Annotated in this window: 19 protein-coding genes and 1 pseudogene; 10 read left to right on the forward strand and 10 right to left on the reverse strand. The window is 69.0% G+C overall.

The genetic code is table 11. The features are described from left to right. Positions 1 to 138 precede the first annotated feature (138 nt). The 4 genes from rarD to BM060_RS03285 form a co-directional block, all read right to left on the reverse strand. A complete protein-coding gene (gene rarD, locus BM060_RS03270; protein ID WP_074977256.1) occupies positions 139 to 1050 on the reverse strand; it encodes an EamA family transporter RarD in 912 nt (303 codons plus the stop codon). Then, positions 1047 to 1910: a carboxylate/amino acid/amine transporter gene (locus tag BM060_RS03275; protein WP_074977258.1), complete on the reverse strand. Its 864-nt coding sequence runs from the start codon at positions 1908 to 1910 to the stop codon at positions 1047 to 1049. Before BM060_RS03275 ends, rarD begins: the two co-directional genes overlap by 4 nt. A 397-nt stretch (positions 1911 to 2307) precedes the next feature. Beyond that, on the reverse strand, positions 2308 to 2907 hold the full coding sequence (locus BM060_RS03280) for an FMN-dependent NADH-azoreductase (RefSeq protein ID WP_074977260.1): 600 nt from the start codon (positions 2905 to 2907) through the stop codon (positions 2308 to 2310). Positions 2908 to 3056: 149 nt separating this feature from the next. Then, positions 3057 to 3371, reverse strand: coding sequence for a hypothetical protein (locus BM060_RS03285; RefSeq protein WP_009623635.1), 315 nt, complete (start codon positions 3369 to 3371; stop codon positions 3057 to 3059). A 55-nt stretch (positions 3372 to 3426) separates the two neighbouring features. Here BM060_RS03285 and BM060_RS03290 point away from each other — a divergent pair, with 55 nt between their 5' ends. From BM060_RS03290 to BM060_RS03315, 6 genes are all read left to right on the forward strand, one after another. After that, positions 3427 to 4350, forward strand: a complete 924-nt coding sequence (locus BM060_RS03290; protein ID WP_009623637.1) for a PA3225 family LysR-type transcriptional regulator — start codon at positions 3427 to 3429, stop codon at positions 4348 to 4350. Between the two features lie 15 nt (positions 4351 to 4365). Next, positions 4366 to 5157, forward strand: coding sequence for an alpha/beta fold hydrolase (locus BM060_RS03295; RefSeq protein WP_074977261.1), 792 nt, complete (start codon positions 4366 to 4368; stop codon positions 5155 to 5157). A 30-nt stretch (positions 5158 to 5187) separates the two neighbouring features. Further along, positions 5188 to 5748 carry a peptidylprolyl isomerase gene (locus BM060_RS03300; protein ID WP_024128564.1) on the forward strand — a complete coding sequence of 187 codons (561 nt, stop codon included), beginning with the start codon at positions 5188 to 5190 and terminating at the stop codon, positions 5746 to 5748. A gap of 75 nt (positions 5749 to 5823) precedes the next feature. After that, positions 5824 to 7656, forward strand: a complete 1833-nt coding sequence (locus tag BM060_RS03305) for an ABC transporter ATP-binding protein (RefSeq protein ID WP_074977264.1) — start codon at positions 5824 to 5826, stop codon at positions 7654 to 7656. A 149-nt stretch (positions 7657 to 7805) separates the two neighbouring features. After that, the gene (locus BM060_RS03310) at positions 7806 to 8270 is read left to right on the forward strand and encodes an REP-associated tyrosine transposase (protein ID WP_074977265.1); all 465 of its coding nucleotides are present in this window, start codon (positions 7806 to 7808) and stop codon (positions 8268 to 8270) included. Between the two features lie 514 nt (positions 8271 to 8784). Beyond that, entirely contained in the window at positions 8785 to 9051 is a 267-nt protein-coding gene (locus tag BM060_RS03315) for a DUF2790 domain-containing protein (protein ID WP_043270980.1), read from the forward strand. A gap of 89 nt (positions 9052 to 9140) precedes the next feature. Here BM060_RS03315 and BM060_RS03320 read toward each other — a convergent pair whose 3' ends face one another. Further along, positions 9141 to 10268 carry a GNAT family N-acetyltransferase gene (locus BM060_RS03320; RefSeq protein ID WP_074977267.1) on the reverse strand — a complete coding sequence of 376 codons (1128 nt, stop codon included), beginning with the start codon at positions 10266 to 10268 and terminating at the stop codon, positions 9141 to 9143. Between the two features lie 211 nt (positions 10269 to 10479). Here BM060_RS03320 and BM060_RS03325 point away from each other — a divergent pair, with 211 nt between their 5' ends. Then, complete coding sequence (locus tag BM060_RS03325) at positions 10480 to 10731, forward strand: hypothetical protein (RefSeq protein ID WP_009620418.1); 252 nt, start codon at positions 10480 to 10482, stop codon at positions 10729 to 10731. Between the two features lie 3 nt (positions 10732 to 10734). On the opposite strand, the gene BM060_RS03330 is transcribed toward BM060_RS03325, so the two are convergent. Beyond that, a complete protein-coding gene (locus BM060_RS03330; RefSeq protein ID WP_074977269.1) occupies positions 10735 to 11763 on the reverse strand; it encodes a glycosyltransferase family 4 protein in 1029 nt (342 codons plus the stop codon). After that, positions 11760 to 12572: pseudogene (locus BM060_RS03335) on the reverse strand (UDP-2,3-diacylglucosamine diphosphatase). The gene BM060_RS03330 and the pseudogene BM060_RS03335 overlap by 4 nt, the downstream one beginning before the upstream one ends. Positions 12573 to 12696: 124 nt before the next feature. On the opposite strand from BM060_RS03335, the gene BM060_RS03340 reads away from it, so the two are divergent. The 3 genes from BM060_RS03340 (at position 12697) to BM060_RS03350 (ending at position 14805) form a co-directional block, all read left to right on the forward strand. After that, a complete protein-coding gene (locus BM060_RS03340) occupies positions 12697 to 13458 on the forward strand; it encodes a helix-turn-helix transcriptional regulator (protein WP_074977271.1) in 762 nt (253 codons plus the stop codon). A 77-nt stretch (positions 13459 to 13535) separates the two neighbouring features. Further along, complete coding sequence (locus BM060_RS03345; protein ID WP_009620426.1) at positions 13536 to 13877, forward strand: tRNA-binding protein; 342 nt, start codon at positions 13536 to 13538, stop codon at positions 13875 to 13877. A gap of 64 nt (positions 13878 to 13941) precedes the next feature. Continuing rightward, positions 13942 to 14805, forward strand: a complete 864-nt coding sequence (locus BM060_RS03350; RefSeq protein WP_083426718.1) for a DMT family transporter — start codon at positions 13942 to 13944, stop codon at positions 14803 to 14805. Between the two features lie 478 nt (positions 14806 to 15283). Here the strand turns inward: BM060_RS03350 and BM060_RS03355 are convergent, their stop codons facing one another. The 3 genes from BM060_RS03355 to BM060_RS03365 form a co-directional block, all read right to left on the reverse strand. Further along, positions 15284 to 15769, reverse strand: coding sequence for a hypothetical protein (locus tag BM060_RS03355; protein ID WP_074977273.1), 486 nt, complete (start codon positions 15767 to 15769; stop codon positions 15284 to 15286). A 160-nt stretch (positions 15770 to 15929) separates the two neighbouring features. After that, complete coding sequence (locus tag BM060_RS03360) at positions 15930 to 17501, reverse strand: aldehyde dehydrogenase (NADP(+)) (protein WP_074977275.1); 1572 nt, start codon at positions 17499 to 17501, stop codon at positions 15930 to 15932. A 130-nt stretch (positions 17502 to 17631) separates the two neighbouring features. Further along, positions 17632 to 19188, reverse strand: a complete 1557-nt coding sequence (locus tag BM060_RS03365; RefSeq protein ID WP_074977277.1) for a UxaA family hydrolase — start codon at positions 19186 to 19188, stop codon at positions 17632 to 17634. Positions 19189 to 19194 lie beyond the last annotated feature (6 nt).

A 19194-nucleotide genomic window follows, 5' to 3' on the forward strand; every position in this document is an offset into this window, starting at 1 on the left:
GACGCGGGGCCAACGGCGGATAACCGCGAACGGTTATTCGCCCCACGGTTGGGCAGGGCTGTAGGAGCGGGCCCTGCCCGCGAATCGCGCGCAGGGCGCGCTCCTACATTGAAATGGCGTGGCTGAAAGCGTGCCTCATCACGCCCCACCACCCCGCCGCTCCCGCCGCGCCTGCTTGCGCAGCAGCCGCGCGCTGTCCCAGCCGGTAAGCAGGATCGCCAGCCAGATCGGCCCATAGGTCCACAGCTGCTGAGGCTGGAACGCCTCGCCGAGGAACAGCACCGCCAGCAGGAACAGCAGCATCGGCTCGACATAGCTGAGGATGCCGAACAACCCCATGGGCAGCAGCCGGCTGGAGGCCATCATGGCGGCGAAGGCCAGGGCGCTGATCAACCCCAGCATCGGCAGCAGCGCCCACAGCCGCGGCGTCTCGGCGAACACGTGGAGGTCGCCGAAGTGCCAGATGGTCCACAGGGCGAAGGGCAGCAGCACCAGCATCTCGAAGACGAAGCCGGACAGCGCGTCCACGCCCATGCGCCGGCGCAGCATGAAATACGGTGGATAACCCAGGGCGGTGATCAGGCTGAACCAGGAGAAGGCGCGGGTCAGCCACAGCTCGTGGAGCACGCCGACCAGCGCGCAGGCCACGGCGATGCCCTGCAACGGCGTCAAGCGCTCGCCGTAGAACAGCCGGCCGCAGAGCACCATGGTCAGCGGCAGCAGGAAGTAGCCCAGGGACAGCTGCAGGGTCTGGCCGACCATGGGCGCGTAGATGAACACGCCCCACTGCACCAGCATCATCGCCGCGCTCAGCGGGAAGCACAGCAGCAGCCAGCGCTCGCGCAGCAGGCGCCGTCCGGCATCGCGCAGCACGCCGCCCTGGCCGGTGAAGGCCACCAGCAGCAGGACCATGGGGATCGACCAGACCACCCGGTGCGCCACGATCTGGATGCTGTCCAGCGGCGCCAGCCAGCGCAGGTAGCCCGGCAGCGTGACGAAGAGCACCGAGGCGGCCAGGGAGAGGACGACGCCGCGACCGGAAATGTTCATGCCACGGCCCTCCGCGCCAGCCCCAGGCGGTTCACCCAGAGCGACGCCACTATCACCCCGCCGCCCAGGGCCAGGCGGGCCAGGTCGGCATGTTCGTTCCAGATCAGCAGGTTGATCAGCAACCCCACCGGCACGTGCAGGTTGTTCATCACCGCCAGGGTGCCGCCATCCACCAGCGTAGCCCCCTTGTTCCACCAGAACTGCCCCAGGGCGGTGGCCAGCAGGCCCATGAACAGCAGCACCAGCCACTGCACGTCGGTGGTCGGCAGCTTGGCCGGGTTGCCCAGCAGCGCCCAGCCGGGCAACGCGACCAGCAGCGCGCCGACGAAGAAGTAGCCGAAGCGGCGGTACTGCGGGATGTCCGAGGGGTAGCGCGCCACCAGGTGCTTGTACAGCACCTGGCCGGCGGCGAAGGTGGCGTTGGCCAGCTGCAGCAGCAGGAAGCCCTCGATGAAGTCGCCGCTGACGCCGTCGTAGCGGATGATCGCCGCGCCCAGCACGGCCACCGCCGCGGCCAGCAGCGCCCAGGGGTTGAAGCGGCGGTTCAGGGCGTCGTCGATCAGCGCCACGTGCAGCGGCGTGAGCACGGTGAACAGCAGCACCTCGGGCACCGTCAGCACACGGAAGCTCTGGTACAGGCAGACGTAGGTGATGCCGAACTGCAGCGCGCCGACCAGCATCACCCCACCGATGAAGCGCGGCGCCACCCCACGCCAGCGCGTCAGCGGCAGGAACACCGCGCCGGCCAGCAGCACCCGGGTGAGCACGGCGAAATAGCTGTCGACCTGGCCGGCGAGGTATTCACCGATCAGGCTGAAGGAAAACGCCCAGAGGACGGTTACGAAAAGCAGGTAAGGCATGACCGGACAGGCGCACCGAAAAGGGGCGTGGAAAATAGCGGTTTTGCCGGGGCGAAGAAAGGGCCTGGGTGCTCTCCGGCATGAACGGGAGGTTCAGCGTCAACCTGTAGGAGCGGGCCCTGCCCGCGATTCGCGCGCAAGGCGCGCTCCTACATGGGAACGACGTGGATAGGATTCATCCACGATCCCGCCGCAGGGCCGGCGCCCCATGTCATCGCGGAGAACCTCGTTCGCGAGCAAGCTCGCTCCTACGAAAAGCGTTGGGCTCCTGTAGGAGCGAGCTTGCTCGCGAACCCCGCCAAAGAAAAAGCCCGGTCGACATTCGCGGGGGAAGTGCGTCGACCGGGCGTCGCGCCCAGGAGCGACGGGCGCGCAAGTGGTAAGCCGGAATCTATGGTCAGGCCACCGCGGCCAGTTGCTCGCGGGCCTTGGCCAGGCCCTTCTCGGCGAACTCGGCGCCCATGTTCAGGCCCTCGGCGTGGACGAAGGTGACGTCGTGGATGCCGATGAAGGCCAGGGCCTGGCGCAGGTAGGGTTCCTGGTGGTCCAGCGGGCCGCCGGCGTACACGCCGCCGCGGCTGGTCAGGATGTAGGCGCGCTTGCCGCCGAGCAGGCCCTGGGGGCCGGTCTCGGTGTACTTGAAGGTGACGCCGGCGCGCAGCACGTGGTCCAGCCAGGACTTCAGGGTGCTGGGGATGGCGAAGTTGTACATGGGCGCGGCCAGCACCAGCACGTCGGCGGCCAGCAGTTCCTCGGTGAGCAGGTTGGAACGCTGCAGCGCGGCCTGCTCGGCGGCGCTGTGCTGCTCGGCCGGCTTCATCCAGCCGCCCAGCAGGTCGGCGTCCAGGTGCGGAACCTGTTCCAGCGCCAGGTCGCGGACCTGGATTTCGTCGGCGGGGTGGGCGGCGCGCCAGTTGGCGATGAATTCGGCGGTCAGCTGGCGGGAGACCGAACCTTGTTGGCGGGCGCTGCTTTCGATTACCAGAACACGGGACATGGGCTTGACCTCCAGCGGTCGTTTGCGTCGATGGAGGCCAGCTTATGGAATGACTTATCGATAAAAAAGCAGAAATAATTGCTTCAAAATATCGATTTAGTTGATTTGTACCGCATCTGCTCCTAGTCTGGAGAACATGCGCTGCCGGCTCAGGCCGGGTTGCAGGTCAGCTTGATGCGCAGCTTGATGATGGCGCGGCCGAAGCTGGCGGTGAGGTTGCTGGACTTGCCGGCGGCGAGCACCGTCTTGCGCACCTTGGGCGACTCCGGGCCGTTCTGGAACACCGCGGTGCAGGCCACGTCCTGCTTGCCGTAGTTCTGCAACAGCACGGCGCCCATGCTGTCGCCGATGTCCTGGGTCTGGACGTCGATCTCCGTGCCGTTGAGGGACTTCTCCACCTCGATCGGGTAGGCCAGGGCGGTCAACGGCAGCGACAGCAGCAACGCACAGCAGATTCTTTTCATGTGGCGGTCTCGCTCGGTTCAGGCAGAGCGCCAGATTAGACAAGAGGAGGCGAGGATGAAAGCGCCCCGCGTTACCCTGGATCAATGGCGCACGCTGCAGGCGGTGGTCGACCACGGCGGCTTCGCCCAGGCCGCCGAGGCCCTGCACCGCTCGCAGTCTTCCATCAGCTACACGGTGGCGCGCATGCAGGAGCAGCTCGGCGTGCCGCTGCTGCGCATCGACGGCCGCAAGGCGGTGCTCACCGAGGCCGGCGAGGTGCTGCTGCGGCGCTCGCGGCAACTGGTGAAGAGCGCCGGCCAACTGGAGGAACTGGCCCACCACATGGAGCAGGGCTGGGAGCCGGAAGTGCGCCTGGTGGTGGATGCCGCCTACCCCACCCTGCGCCTGGTCCGCGCGCTGTCCGCGTTCGTGCCGCAGAGTCGCGGCTGCCGCGTGCTGCTGCGCGAGGAAGTGCTGTCCGGCGTCGAGGAGGCACTGCAGCAGGGCCATGCGGACCTGGCCATCAGCGGCCTGAACATCGCCGGCTACCTGGGCGCCGACCTGTGCACCGTGGAATTCGTCGCCGTGGCCAACCCGGACCATCCGCTGCACCGCCTGCAGCGCGAACTGACACACCAGGACCTGGAAAGCCAGATGCAAGTGGTCATCCGCGACTCCGGCCGCCTGCAGCCGCGCGACGTCGGCTGGCTGGGCGCCGAGCAGCGCTGGACGGTAGGCAGCCTGGCCACCGCCGCCACCTTCGTCGGCAACGGCCTGGGCTTCGCCTGGCTGCCGCGGCACATGATCGAGCGCGAACTGCGCGACGGCTCGCTCAAGCCGCTGCCGCTGACCCAGGGCGTCACCCGCGAGAGCCGCTTCTATCTTTACCCGAACAAGGAAAAACCCCTGGGCCCGGCCACGCAGATCCTCGTCGAACTGCTGAAGACCTTCGCCAACGTGCCCCTGGACGCCCCTTTCGCCGCGCCGCCGAGCGCCTGACCCGGAGAACCGCCGATGCCCTACCTGCACCACGACGGCCAGCGCCTGTACTTCGAGGACAGCGGCCAGGGCACGCCCGTGCTGCTGGTGCACGGCCTGGGCTCGAGCAGCCGCGACTGGGAGTACCAGGTGCCGGAACTGCTCCGGCGCCACCGGGTGATCGCCCTCGACGTGCGCGGCCACGGCCAGTCCGACAAGCCCCGCGAGCGCTACAGCATTACCGGCTTCGCCGAGGACGTGGCGGCGCTGATCGAGGAACTGCGCCTGGCCCCGGTGCACCTGGTGGGCATCAGCATGGGCGGGATGATCGGCTTCGAGCTGGCCACCCGCCGGCCGGAACTGCTCAAGAGCCTGACCATCGTCAACAGCGCACCGGAAGTGAAGCCGCGCACCCTGCGCGAATACCTGGAAGTGGCGCGCCGGCTGTTCCTCGCCCACGTGCTGGGCCTGGACACCGTGGGCAAGGCCCTCGGCAAGCTGCTGTTCCCCAAGCCGGAGCAGGCCGACCTGCGGCGCAAGATCGAGCAGCGCTGGCCGCAGAACGACAAACGCGCTTACCTTTCCAGCCTGCACGCCATCATCGGCTGGGGTGTGCAGGAGCGCCTGGGGCGCATAACCTGTCCGACACTGGTGGTCAGCGCCGACCGCGACTACACCCCGGTGACGCTCAAGCAGGCCTACGTGGAGCGCCTGCCCAACGCGCGCCTGGTGGTGATCGAGGATTCGCGCCACGCCACCCCGCTGGACCAGCCGCAAGCCTTCAACAGCACCCTGCTCGACTTCCTCGAGCAGGTAGACCATTCCTAAAACATCTCAGGAAACATCCGCAAAATGACCCTGTTCAAACGCTTCCTGCTCGCCGCCTGTTCCCTCGTCCTGGCCACCTCGGCGCTCGCCGCCGACCCGGCGAAACCCCACGTGCTGCTGTCCACCACCCTGGGCGAGATCGAGGTGGAACTCGACAGCGCCAAGGCGCCGATCAGCGTGAAGAACTTCCTCGGCTACGTCGACAGCGGCTTCTACAACGGCACCATCTTCCACCGGGTGATCCCCGGCTTCATGGTGCAGACCGGCGGCTTCACCGAGAAGATGCAGGAGAAGGACACCGGCGAGCCGATCAAGAACGAGGCCGACAACGGCCTGCTCAACGCCCGCGGCACCCTGGCCATGGCCCGCACCAGCGACGTGAACTCGGCCACCAGCCAGTTCTTCGTCAACCTGACCGACAACGACTTCCTCGACCACGGCCAGCGCGACTTCGGCTACGCCGTGTTCGGCAAGGTCGTGCGCGGCATGGGCGTGGTCGACATGATCGCCAAGGTGCCCACCACCAACCGCGGCATGTACCAGAACGTGCCCGCCGAGCCGGTGGTCATACTCTCCGCCAAGCGTCTCTGAGAATCCCCGATTCCCACGCTGACGGAGGCCTGAAACGGCGGGCCCGGGACGGGCCCGCGACAACCGAGAGACATCATGCTCTACCGCCGCTTCGAAAAGCTCATCGACCCCTTCCGCGACGCCCCCGAGCACATGCCGCCGGCCGACGTCTGGCGCTTCTACACCTACTACCTGCGCCAGGTCTGGCCGGTGTTCTCGATCCTGCTGGTGGTCGGCCTGATCGTCGCCCTGATCGAGGTGGCGCTGTTCAGCTACCTGGGGCGCATCGTCGACCTCGCGCAGAACACCGCGCCCGCCGACTTCTTCCGCCTGCACGGCAACGAACTGGCCTGGATGGCCGCGGTGGCGCTGGTGCTGCGCCCACTGTTCAACGCCCTGCACGACATGCTAGTGCACCAGAGCATCAACCCCAGCATGACCAACCTGATCCGCTGGCAGAACCACCGCTACGTGCTCAAGCAGAGCCTGGGCTTCTTCCAGAACGACTTCGCCGGGCGCATCGCCCAGCGCATCATGCAGACCGGCAACTCGCTGCGCGACTCGGCGGTGCAGGTGGTGGACGCGCTCTGGCACGTGGCGATCTACACCCTCAGCGCCCTGGTGCTGTTCGCCGAGGCCGACTGGCGGCTGATGATCCCGCTGGTGCTCTGGGTGATCGCCTACGTCGGCGCCCTCGCCTACTTCGTGCCGCAGGTGAAGCGCCGCTCGGTGGCCGCCTCGGACTCGCGCTCCAAGCTGATGGGGCGCATCGTCGACGGCTACACCAACATCACCACCCTCAAGCTGTTCGCCCACACCCGCCAGGAAGAGGACTACGCCCGCGAAGCCATCGCCGAGCAGACGCACAAGGCCCAGCGCGCCGGGCGCGTGGTGACCTCCATGGACGTCAGCATCACCATCATGAACGGCATCCTCATCGCCGGCACCACGGGCCTGGCCCTGTGGCTGTGGAGCCAGGAACTGATCTCGGTGGGCGCCATCGCCCTGGCCACCAGCCTGGTGATCCGTATCAACAACATGTCCGGCTGGATCATGTGGGTGGTCGGCGGCATCTTCGAGAACATCGGCCAGGTGCAGGACGGCATGCAGACCATCGCCATCCCCCGCCAGGTGGTCGACGCGCCCGACGCCAAGCCGCTGGTGGTGGCGCGTGGCGAGGTGCGCTTCGACGAGGTGGACTTCAGCTACGGCAAGGGCAGCGGCCTGATCCAGGGCCTGGACCTGGTAGTGCGCCCGGGCGAGAAGATCGGCCTGGTCGGGCCCTCCGGCGCCGGCAAGTCGACCCTGGTCAACCTGCTGCTGCGCCTGTACGACATCGAGGGCGGGCGCATCCTGATCGACGACCAGGACATCGCCCACGTGACCCAGGAGAGCCTGCGCGCGCAGATCGGCATGGTCACCCAGGACACCTCGCTGCTGCACCGCTCGATCCGCGACAACCTGCTCTACGGCCGCCCCGGCGCCAGCGAGGAAGAACTGCAGGAGGCGGTGCGCAAGGCCCGCGCCAGCGAGTTCATCCCGCAGCTGTACGACGCCCAGGGCCGCACCGGCCTCGACGCCCACGTCGGCGAGCGCGGCGTGAAGCTCTCCGGCGGCCAGCGCCAGCGCATCGCCATCGCCCGCGTACTGCTCAAGGACGCGCCCATCCTGATCCTCGACGAGGCCACCTCGGCGCTGGATTCGGAAGTGGAATCGGCCATCCAGGAAAGCCTGGAAACGCTGATGCAAGGCAAGACGGTGATCGCCATCGCCCACCGCCTCTCCACCATCGCCCGCATGGACCGCCTGGTGGTGCTGGAACACGGCCGCATCGTCGAAAGCGGCAGCCACGCCGAACTGATCGAACACGGCGGCCTCTACGCCCGCCTGTGGCGCCACCAGACCGGCGGGTTCGTGGGGGTGGATTAACCCGCAATCCCCCCTGTAGGAGCGCGCCCTGCGCACGATTTCGCGGGCAGGGCCCGCTCCTACAGGGCGGGCAGCGCATTCGGTAGCGGCCAGCGCTCTTTCCTCAGGGATTGGAAGCGATATTCAGTCCTTTCCCCTGAGGACTGAATATGGACGAGCAATCCCCGGGCAATTCGGCGCTGCGCAAAGGTCGGTTTTCCCAGCCTTATACGACCTACCTGGTTACGACCACCACATACGACCGCACACCCATTTTTCGCTGCTTTCCTGCCGCCTGTGCGGCAGCGCGCTGCTTCGGCGACCCGAGGCTCCTCGACGACTGCCATATGCTGGCTTGGGTACTGATGCCCGACCATGCCCACTGGCTGCTCCAGATCGGTTCTGGGGCGAGCTTGAACAGTCTTGTGAACCGTCTGAAATCATGCAGTGCCCGGCACGTGAACCAGTGCCTGGGCAGGTCCGGAACACTATGGGCACGGGCGTATCATGATCGCGCACTGCGCCGAGACGAGGACCTGCGTGCCGCCGCACGCTACGTCGTCGCCAATCCCCTACGTGCCGGCCTGGTGGCCAAGGTTGGCGACTACCCCTTCTGGAACGCGGTCTGGCTGTAGGAGCGCGCCCTGCGCGCGAAATCGCGGGCAGGGCCCGCTCCTACAGGTTGACGCCGAATCTCCCGCCCAGCCGCTTCGCGAAGCACCGCACCTTGTAGGAGCGCGCCCTGCGCGCGAATCGCGGGCAGGGCCCGCTCCTACGGGTTGACGCCGAATCTCCTGCCCAGCCCATTCGCGAAGCACCGCACCTTGTAGGAGCGCGCCCTGCGCGCGATTTCGCGGGCAGGGCCCGCTCCTACAGGATTCCTGCGGCATATCGCCCTGTCCGTTAATGAAGCCTTAAGCCTCCATCCCGAACCCTGCGACAAGTCGCCGCATCACCCCGGTCGATGATCATTAGCAAGCACATCAATTTCTCGCGTGGGGTGGTTCGGTGGTCATATCTGTTCCACGCCCCGCCATGCGGTGGACGCCTGAAGCATCGCCCCCTGCCCGCCCCCGGACCCGCGGCCAGACATCGGATGCCAGTGCTCCAGGGCGGGGCTTCATCCCCTTCGCTATGAGGACCACCAGAATGAAGATTGCTTCTGTCGTATCGGCGGTGCTTTCCAGCCTCGCTCCCATGGTCTTCGCCCAGGACGCGATCAAGGAGCCGGGCGCCGACCTTCCGACGGTCGAATACCACTACGGCATGCCGCTGGACATCGACAAGGTGCTGCACCGTACCGACAACTCGCACAAGGTGGGCATGGTCCCCGCCTACCTCGTGTACCAGGACCACGAGGGCACCACGCACCGCGTGCGCTTCCTCGAATGGGGCGGCCAGGCGAGCCACGTCTGAGCCCCGGCCCGGTCTCGGTCCCTGGCCGACTTGGCCACCCCGCGAGCCTGTCGTAGCGGCCGGGGGCCGACCTTCTACCCGACTTCCTCCTACTCGGCCTGCCGGTAAGGCAGCGCCGCCCGCGCCTCCTCGGCGTAGGCGCGGATGCCGGCGCGTTCCTGGGCGAGGAAGTCATCCACCGCGGCGCGCAGGCCCGGGTGCCCCAGTTGGTGCCAGGAGCGCGTGAGCACCGGCTCGAAGCCGCGGATCAGCTTGTGCTCGCCCTGGGCACCAGCATCGAAGCGGCGCAGCCCGGCGGCCAGGGCGTAGTCCAGGCCCTGGTAGAAGCAGGTTTCGAAGTGCAGGCGGTCGTACTCCGCCAGGCAACCCCAGTAGCGCCCGTAGAGGGTGTCGCCGTCCACCAGACTGAAGGCCATGGCCACCGGCCGTCCGTTGCGGCGGGCGAAGACCACGCGGATCGCCTCGCCCATGCGCTCGGCCAGCAGGCTGAAGAACTCCCGCGTCAGATACGGCGCCTGGCCGCGCACCTCGTAAGTGCTGGCATAGCAGGCATAGACGAAGTCCCAGTCGGCCTCGGCCAGCTCGGGCCCCTCCATCCAGCGGAACTCCATGCCCTGCCCCGCCACCTGCTCGCGCTCCTTGCGCAGTTGCTTGCGCTTGCGCGAGGCCAGAGCATCGAGGAAGTCCTGGAAATCCCGGTAATCGCGGTTGAACCAGTGGTACTGGCAGCCCAGGCGTTCCAGCCAGCCGTCCTGCGCGGCGATCAACCCATCGGCGCGCGGATCGGTGAAGTTCACGTGCACGCCGGACCACACGCCTTCCGCAGTGCCCTCGGCCAGCACGCCCAGCAACTCGGCGATGCCCTCGTCCGTGCCCAGCAGGCGCGCACCGCTCACCGGCGAGAAGGGCACGCCCACCAGCAGCTTGGGGTAGTAGCGGATGCCGGCGCGCTGGCAGGCGTCCGCCCAGCCCCAGTCGAACACGTATTCGCCGTAGGAATGCGCCTTCACATAGGCCGGCAGCGCCGCGCGCAACCGCCCGGCGTCGTCGAGCAGCACATGGTGCGCCGGGCGCCAGCCGGTGCGCGCGGTGACGCTGCCGCTGTCCTCCAGGCTGGCGAGGAAGGCATGGCGAAGGAACGGCTGGGCGTCCGGCAGCAGGGCGTCCCACTGGCCGGGCGCGAGGTCGCCGAGGCGGGAAAGTCTGTGGATAGGCATGCCGACAGTCTGGCGCCGGGCGCGGCGGAAGAAAAGTGCCGCGGCGCCCTTCGTCGCCCCGTCCTTGCACGGCCGGCCCGCTGTTCTAAGGTGGGGATACGCGAAAGCACAGGCCCCGTCCCCGGCGGGACAGCCACGCCAGAGCGGCGCGGCGCCTGGCGCCGGCAATGGCGCAGGCGGCGCCCCCTGGCCCGACAGCGAGGTCCATGCCATGCAAACCCTGCAATGCACCCATCGCGACTACACCATCATCGCCCGTGTCTTCGAACACCCGGGGCTGCCCACGCCCTATGCCGGCGGCTGCCAGATCATCGCCCCGGACGGACGCAGCACGCGGCGCCAGCCGCTGCCGACGAAGATGGCCTTCCTCGCCGATCTGGACGCCGCGCAGCACGCCTCCATCGCCCACGGCAAGTGGCTGGTGGACCAGAGCCTGGACAGCGACCGCGACCTGTTCCACTAGGCCTCAGTCGGCCAGGACCTCGGCCTCGACCACCCCGCCCGGCTCGCCGAGCGGCCGCTGCAGGGCCAGGAACTGTTGCGCCGAGAGCCGCCAGGACTGCCCGGCGGCCCACTCGGCGCAGGCCTGGCGGTCCAGCGCCAGGGCGCGCAGGCAGGCCTTGCCCAGGTCGGGATCGATGGCCCCGGTGACGCCCTCCTCCAGCACGTCCAGCGGGCCCGGCACCGGGAAGGCAGCCACCGGCGTGCCGCAGGCCAGGGCCTCGTACATCACCAGGCCGAGGGTGTCGGTGCGCGAAGGGAACACCAGCACACTGGCCCCGCGATAGGCCTCGGCCAGGGCCTCGCCATGGCGGTAGCCGAGGAATTCCACCTGGGGATAACGCGCCTGCAGCTCGCCGCGTGACGGGCCGTCGCCCACCACCCGCTTGAGCCCGGGCAGGTCCAGGTCGAGGAAGGCTTCCAGATTCTTCTCCGGCGCCAGGCGCCCGACATAGAGGAACACCGGGCCCTCGGCGGGTCCCGTTCCCGCCTGGAATTGCGTGGTATCCACACCCTTGCGCCACAGTTCCAAGGCCTGCACGCCCCAGTCGGTGAAGGCGCCGCGCATGCGCTCGCTGCTCACCAGCACTGCTGCGCTGGGCGCGTGAAAGCGGCGCAGCATGGCATAGCCGAAGGACAGCGGCAGCCAGGGCCAGCGGTTGTTCAGGTATTCCGGGAAGCGCGTGTGGATCGCCGTAGTGAAGGCCAGGCCGCGGCGCAACAGCCAGCGCCGCGCGGCCCAGCCCAACGGGCCCTCGGTGGCCAGGTGCACGCAGTCCGGGGCGAAGGCCTCGATGGCCGGGCCGACCTTCCACAGGTCCCAGGCCAGGGGGATTTCCGGGTAGCTAGGGCAGGGCCGGCTGCGGAACTCGGCCGGCGACAGCAGGCGTACCTGGTGCCCCATCGCTTCCAGTTCGGCGACCAGCGCGCGCAGGCTGGTCACCACGCCGTTCACCTGCGGCGCCCAGGCGTCGCTGACGATCAGCAGCCTCATACCGCCGGCTCGGCGACGATGGCCTCGCTGGCGCCCTGGAGCTGCTCCTCGGCCAGGCGGTAGAGCTGGATGCTACCGTCCTAGTGCTCGATCAGCGCCGTGCAGGACTCCACCCAGTCGCCGCAGTTGAGGTACTCCACCTCGCCGATCCGGCGGATCTCCGCGTGGTGGATATGCCCGCAAACCACGCCGTTCAGCCCACGCTTGTGGACTTCGTGGGCGATCGCCTCCTCGAAGTCGCTGATGAAGTTCACCGCGGTCTTCACCTTGTGCTTCAGGTACGCCGAAAGCGACCAGTAGCCATAGCCGTAGCGGCTGCGCCAGTGGTTCAGCCAGCGGTTGAGGGTCAGGGTGAACTCGTAGGCCGAGTCGCCGAGGAACGCCAGCCAGCGGTGGTAGCGGGTGATGACGTCGAACTGGTCGCCGTGGATCACCAGCAGGCGGCGGCCGTCGGCGGTGGTGTGCTCGATCTCGTCGACCAGGCGGATGTTGCCCAGCAGCAGCGTGGAATAGCGGCGCAGGAACTCGTCGTGGTTGCCGGTGACGTAGATCACCTCGGTGCCGCGCTTGCTCATGGTCAGCAGGCGGCGGATCACGTTGGTGTGCGCCTGCGGCCAGTAGATGCCGCCGCGCAGCTTCCAGCCGTCGATGATGTCGCCCACCAGGTAGATGCGCTCGGCGTGGTAGCGCTTGAGGAAGCCCGCCAGGTGCTCGGCCTGGCAGTCGCGCGTGCCTAGGTGGACGTCGGATATCCACAGGGTGCGCACCCGTTGTTTCTTGGTCGGCATCAGGCGTTGGGCGCTGGTCATGGGCGGCCTCCGGCGGGGTTTAGTCGATTTTCCGGCCCGGCGGTGACCCGCGCGTGACAGCCGCGCGACAGTCCCGTGACAGCCTGCGCCGCGCTAGACTGTGGGCCTGCCCCCGGAGCCCGCCATGAGTCAGATCCTCTCCCTGCGCCGCTACAGCCACGAGCACCTCGCCCACAGCCACGACCACGCGCAACTGGTCCTGGGGCTGTCCGGCGACCTGGAATTCGAGGTCGGCGGCCTGGGCAGCCGCGTCACCCGCCAGCACTTCGCGGTGGTGCCGCGCGGCACGCACCACGCCTGCGCCGCCCCCGGCGGCAGCCAGTGCCTGGTGTTCGACCTGGAAGACGAGGACCTGCTGCTGCGCGGCCTGGGCGAGCACGCGCAGAGCATCCGCCGCCTGCTGGAACGCCCCGCCGCCCTGGCCCTGAACCCGGCCCAGGGGCAACTGGTGCACTGGCTGGCCGCCAGCCCCCTGCAGGACCCGGTGATCGCCCGCCAGGGCGCCCTGCTGCTGCTCGCCAGCCTGGCCGGCATGCACGCCGCCGAGGAGCCGTCGCGCCTGCCGCTGGCCAGCCTGGACGCCTACGTCGAGCGCCACGCCGGGCACCCGCTGCAGGTCGCCGACCTGGCGCGTCTGGCCGGGCTGTCGGCGGCGCGCTTCCACGCCCGCTTCCTCGCCGAGACCGGACAGACGCCCATGGACTACGTGCGCCAGCGCCGCCTGCAACTGGGCCGCGAACTGCTCTGCGCCACGCACCTGGCGGTGGGAGAGATCGCCGCGCGGGTCGGCTATGCCTCGCAGAGCGCCTTCACCGCCGCCCTGGTCCGCCAGTTCGGCAGCACGCCGCGGCAGATCCGCCGCGAGGCGCGCGACAATTCCCGCTAGCCGCGCGACAGACAAACGCCCTGCCACGCCCTAGACTGCCGCTCCATCATTGAGAAGATGAACTGAGGAGATCGGCGATGTCGGCAGAGACCATCGAGTGGCAGGATTTCGAGCGCGTCGAACTGCGCGTGGGCACCATCGTCCACGCCGAACCCAACAGCAAGGCGCGCAAGCCGGCGTACATCCTGCAGGTCGACCTCGGCCCGCTGGGGCTGAAGACCTCCAGCGCGCAGATCACCGCGCACTATTCCCTCGACGAACTGCTCGGCCGCCAGGTCCTGTGCGTCTGCAACTTCGCCCCCAAGTCCATCGCCGGGGTGCGCTCGGAAGTGCTGGTCACCGGCGTCTACGACAGCGACGACAAAGTGGTGCTGGCCGGCTTCGACAAGCCGCTGCCCAACGGCGCGCGCCTGGCCTGAGGCCTTTCACCGCCGGGCGACTGGCCCATCGAGCACCTGCGATCCTGCGATAGATAGAGAAGCAATGCGCGTTCCCCGACTGACACCCCGCTCGGCCCTGATCGGCCTGCACGTAGGCGCCCTGATGTTCGGCCTGAGCGGCATCTTCGGCAAACTCATCCTCGCCGCCCCGCTGGTGATCGTCTTCGGCCGCGCGCTGTTCGGCCTGGCGGCGCTGGGCGGCGCCTTCGCCGGGCACCTGGCGGCGCAACCGCGGCCAAGCCTGCGCCAGGCCGCCGCGCTGGCCGGCAGCGGGCTGCTGCTGTGCGCGCACTGGCTGACCTTCTTCCTCGCGGTGAAGGTGGGCAACGTCGCCGTGGCCACCCTGGGTTTCGCCAGCTTCCCGGCCTTCACCGTGCTGCTGGAAGGGCTGCTGTTCCGCGAACGCATCCGCCGCGCCGAGTACCTGGTGGTGGGGCTGGTGTGCCTGGGCCTGGTGCTGGTGACGCCGAACCTGGACTTCAGCCAGGGCGCCACCGCCGGGCTGTTCTGGGGCATAGTCTCGGGCCTGCTGTTCGCCCTGCTGTCGCTGGCCAACCGCGCCAGCGTTCGCGGGCTGGACCCGATCCTCTCGGCCTTCGCGCAGAACCTCACCATCGTCCTCTGCCTGGCGCCGCTGGCGCTGTTCGAACTGCCCGCGGTGCGGGCGCTGGACTGGTTGTGGCTGGTGCTGCTGGGGGTACTGTGCACGGGCGTGGCGCACAGCCTGTTCGTCGCCAGCCTGCAGCTGATCAAGGCGCGCACCGCGGCGGTGATCTTCGCCCTGGAGCCGGTCTACGGCATTGCCTTCGCCGCCGTACTGTTCGGCGAGCAGCCGAGCCTGCGGATGCTGGCCGGTGGCGCGCTGATCATCTTCGCCACCTTTCTCAGTGCGCGGAGTGCGGCTTAGCCTGTGTTGCCGGGACGTCCGGCGTGGCCGGTGAATCCAATCGCGGACGGAGTCCGCTCCTACGCCCGTGCTTCCCTGGAGCTGTAGGAGCAACTGTCTTGCCCAGCGCACCGGGGCGCTTTTCGTAGGATGGGTTGAGCCTGCGATACCCATCGGACCATGGCGATGGGTATCGCTTCGCTCAACGCCATCCTGCGGGGCACTGCCGGAAGGTGCAGGACTCTGTCCGCGATTCGGCGAATACGCCGTAGACGTTTCAGGATGGCTCCGGACTCAGCCCCGCTCCGAACGGCCCCCTCTCCCTCCGGGAGAGGGCTGGGGTGAGGGCATGATTCCGCTCCAATAGCGTCGGGAAAAATAAGAAGGCCGCCCCGCAGCATGCGTAACCCGACTCCTTGCCCTGGGGAGGGATTGCCAAGGACTCACCGCACGATTGCCTGCGAAGCGGCCTGTTCGGTCCGGCCCGGGGCCGGTTGTTTCAGTTGATGCTGTAGCCTCGCCCATTCAGGCAGGCACCCAGCGCCCGCCGGTAGGTATCCGCCACGCCCGGCACCGGCGCCTGGCTGGCCGCGGCCGGGTCGAAGCCGCTCTGGCCCACGGCCCAGGTGTGGCACTCGTAGCGGTCACGGCTCTGCTGGTCGGGCGTCTGCCCGCGCGCCGGGTAGGCGATCACGTCGTAGCTCACCCCCGCCGGAGCCTGCTGCACCGCCGGCGGCGGCTCCACCACCACGTATTCGCGGCGGTCGGCGTTCCACAGGTAGTAGGTGCCCGCGGCGACGAAATAGAGCGCGCTACCGATCCACAGCGACCGTGCGTAATCCGGCAGGCCGTGGCCATGCCCGGGGCCCGGCCCCCAGCCATGCCCCGGGCCGGGACCATAACCGGGCGGCCCGGCCACGGCGGCGGCCGACAGGCTCAGGGCCAGGACAGCGGCGATCGACTTGAGCACAGCTTGCGACGACATCTTGATTGCACCTCCGGACACGGGCGCCCAAGCGCCCGCCTTTCATGGTGCCTATCATCGCTCGTCCGGGGCCTGTCGGTTGTCAGCGCTTGGTAAAGACTGGGTAAAACAACCGATACATCGCCCGCCGGCGCGGGCGATGCAGCCGATGGCGGGGCGGCTAGAGGGGCTCGCGGCTGGCGACACCATCCACCAGGCGGGTGATGCCCAGCGGGTTGGCGTCCTTGAGGGCGGGGGGTAGCAGTGCGTCGGGGTAGTTCTGGTAGCACACCGGGCGCAGGAAGCGGTCGATGGCCAGGGTGCCCACCGAGGTGCCGCGGGCGTCCGAGGTGGCCGGATAGGGGCCGCCGTGGACCATGGCGTCGCAGACTTCCACGCCGGTCGGGTAGCCGTTGAGCAGCAGGCGCCCGGCCTTGCGTTCGAGCAGGGGCACCAGGGCGGCGAAGCGCGAGAGGTCCTCCGGCTCGGCTATCAGGGTTGCGGTGAGCTGGCCGCGCAGCCCCTGCAGAGCACGCTGCAGTTCGGCGGCATCGGCCACTTCGACGACCACGGTGACCGGGCCGAAGACCTCCTCCTGCAGCAGTTCATCCCCCTCTATCAGCAGGCGCGCGTCGGCCTGGAACAGCTGTGGCAATGCCTGGCGGCCCTGCTGCGGCTGGCCGGCCAGGTGGCGGATGCCGGGGTGCGCGTGCAGGGCGGCGATGCCGCGTTCGTAGCTCTTCAGGGTGCCGGCGTTGAGCATGGTCTGCGCCGGCTGGTCGGCCATGCGCCCGGCGAGGCTGGCGACGAAGGCGGAGAACTCGGCCGAGGCGATGCCGATCACCAGGCCGGGGTTGGTGCAGAACTGCCCGCAGCCCAGCACCACCGAAGCGGCCAGGTCCGCTGCCACCTGCTCGCCGCGCGCCGCCAACGCCGCCGGCAGCGCCAGCACCGGGTTGATGCTGCTCATCTCGGCGAACACCGGGATCGGCTGCGGCCGGGCCGCGGCCAGGTCGCACAGCGCGCGGCCGCCCTTGAGCGAGCCGGTGAAGCCGACGGCCTGGATCGCCGGGTGCTTGACCAACTGTTCGCCGACGCCGCCGCCGTAGATCATGTTGAACACTCCGGCCGGCATGCCGGTGGCCTGCGCTGCGCGGACGATGGCCGAAGCGACGTGCTCGGCGGTCGCCATGTGTCCGCTGTGGGCCTTGAACACCACCGGGCAACCGGCGGCCAGCGCCGCTGCGGTGTCGCCGCCGGCGGTGGAGAACGCCAGCGGGAAGTTGCTGGCGCCGAACACCGCCACCGGGCCGACGCCGATGCGGCACTGGCGCAGGTCCGGACGCGGCAGCGGCTGGCGTTCCGGCAGCGCGCGGTCGATGCGCGCGCCGTGGTAGTCGCCGCGGCGCAGCACCTGGGCGAACAGGCGCAGCTGGTTGCTGGTGCGAGCGCGCTCGCCCTGGATACGCGCCGCCGGCAAGGCGGTCTCGCGGCAGACGATGGCGATGAAGTCCTCGCCCAGGGCATCCAGATCGGCGGCGATGGCGTCGAGGAATTCGGCGCGGCGCGCGTCGGGCAGCGCGCGGTAGGCCGGGAAGGCCGCTTCGGCGGCGAGCGCGGCGGCGTCCACCTCTTCCGGGGTGGCCTGGTGGAAGCTGTAGGGCAGCGCCTCGCCGGTGCCGGCGTCGAGGCTTTGCAGGGTCAGGTTGCCCTGGGCGGTGCGTGCGCCGCCGATGAAGTTGTGTCCGAACATGCTGGTCTCCTGCAAAAGATTGCCAGGCCTCGTGAGCCTGGCGCGGCCCCGGAGGGCGTGAGAAGTGGGGCGTGATGCCCGCTGGGAAGAGGCCGGCGGGCGCGGGTGGGCGCCCGTCGGTGACGGCGGATCAGGTGATGGCGCCGATCTGCCAGGGCACGAATTCGTTCTGGCCGTATCCGTGCAGTTCGCTCTTGCTGCGTTCGCCGGAAGCGATGCGCAGCATCAGGCGGAAGATGTGCTCGCCGCGTTCCTCGATGCTGGTGGAGCCGTCGGCGATGCCGCCGCAGTTGACGTCCATGTCCTCCTCCTGGCGCTCCCACAGGCGCGAGTTGGTGGCCAGCTTGATCGACGGCGAGGGCGCGCAACCGTAGGCCGAGCCACGCCCGGTGGTGAAGGCGATCAGGTTGGCGCCGCCGGCGACCTGGCCGGTGGCGGAGATCGGGTCGTAGCCGGGGGTGTCCATGAACACCAGGCCGTGGGCGCGCACCTGCTCGGCGTATTCGTAGACGTCCACCAGGTTGCTGGAGCCGGCCTTGGCCACCGCGCCCAGGGACTTCTCCAGGATGGTGGTCAGGCCGCCGGCCTTGTTGCCGGCCGAGGGGTTGTTGTTCAGCTCCGCGCCCATGCGTTCGCAGTAGGCTTCCCACCAGCGGATGCGGGCGATCAGCTTCTCGCCCACTTCGCGGCTCACCGCGCGGCGCGTCAGCAGGTGTTCGGCGCCGTAGATCTCCGGGGTTTCCGAGAGGATGGCGGTGCCGCCGGCACTCACCAGGCGGTCCACCGCGTTGCCCAGCGCCGGGTTGGCGGTGATGCCCGAGTAGCCGTCGGAGCCGCCGCACTGCAGGCCCACGGTCAGGTAGCGCGCGCTGACCGGCTCGCGTTGCACGCGGTTGGCCATGGGCAGCAGGCTCTTCACCTGCTCGATGCCGCTGGCCACGGTCTTCGCCGTGCCGCCGCTGTCCTGGATGGTGAAGGTGCGCAGCTGCTCGCCGCTGCTCAGCCCCTGGGCCGCCAGCAGGTCGGGAATCTGGTTGGTCTCGCAGCCCAGGCCGATCATCAGCACCGCGGCGAAGTTCGGGTGTATCGCATAGCCGCCGAGGGTCCGGCGCAGCATGGCCAGGGCCTCGCCGCCCGGGTCGACGGCGCAGCCCACGCCGTGGGTCAGGGCCACCACGCCGTCGACGTTGGGGTAGTCGGCCAGCGCGGCGGGGTTGATGTCGCGGCGGAAGTGGTCGGCGATGGCCCGCGCCACCGTGGCCGAGCAGTTCACCGAGGTGAGGATGCCGATGTAGTTGCGCGTGGCGACGCGGCCATCGGCGCGACGGATGCCGAGGAAGCTCTCTTCACGCAACGGCGCTGCGGCCACGGCATCGACGCCGAAGGCGTAGTCGCGGGCGAAGTCGCCCATGGCCAGGTTGTGCACGTGGACGTGTTCGCCGGCCTCGATCGTCCGGCTGGCGAAGCCGATGATCTGGCCGTAGCGGCGCAGCGGCTGGCCCGCCTCGATGCGCCGGGTGGCGACCTTGTGCCCGGCGGGGATCGCCTCGCGCAGCTTCAGCCCCTCCCCTGCCAGCTCAAGGCCGGCGGGCAGGGCCAGGCGGGCGATCAGCACGTCGTCCAGCGGGTTCAGGCGGATCACGGCGTTGGCGGTGCTTGGCCCGCCGGTTCTGCTTATCAGTTCCATTACAGC

Source organism: Pseudomonas citronellolis (assembly GCF_900112375.1).
In the GTDB taxonomy this organism is placed as follows: Bacteria; Pseudomonadota; Gammaproteobacteria; order Pseudomonadales; family Pseudomonadaceae; genus Pseudomonas; species Pseudomonas citronellolis.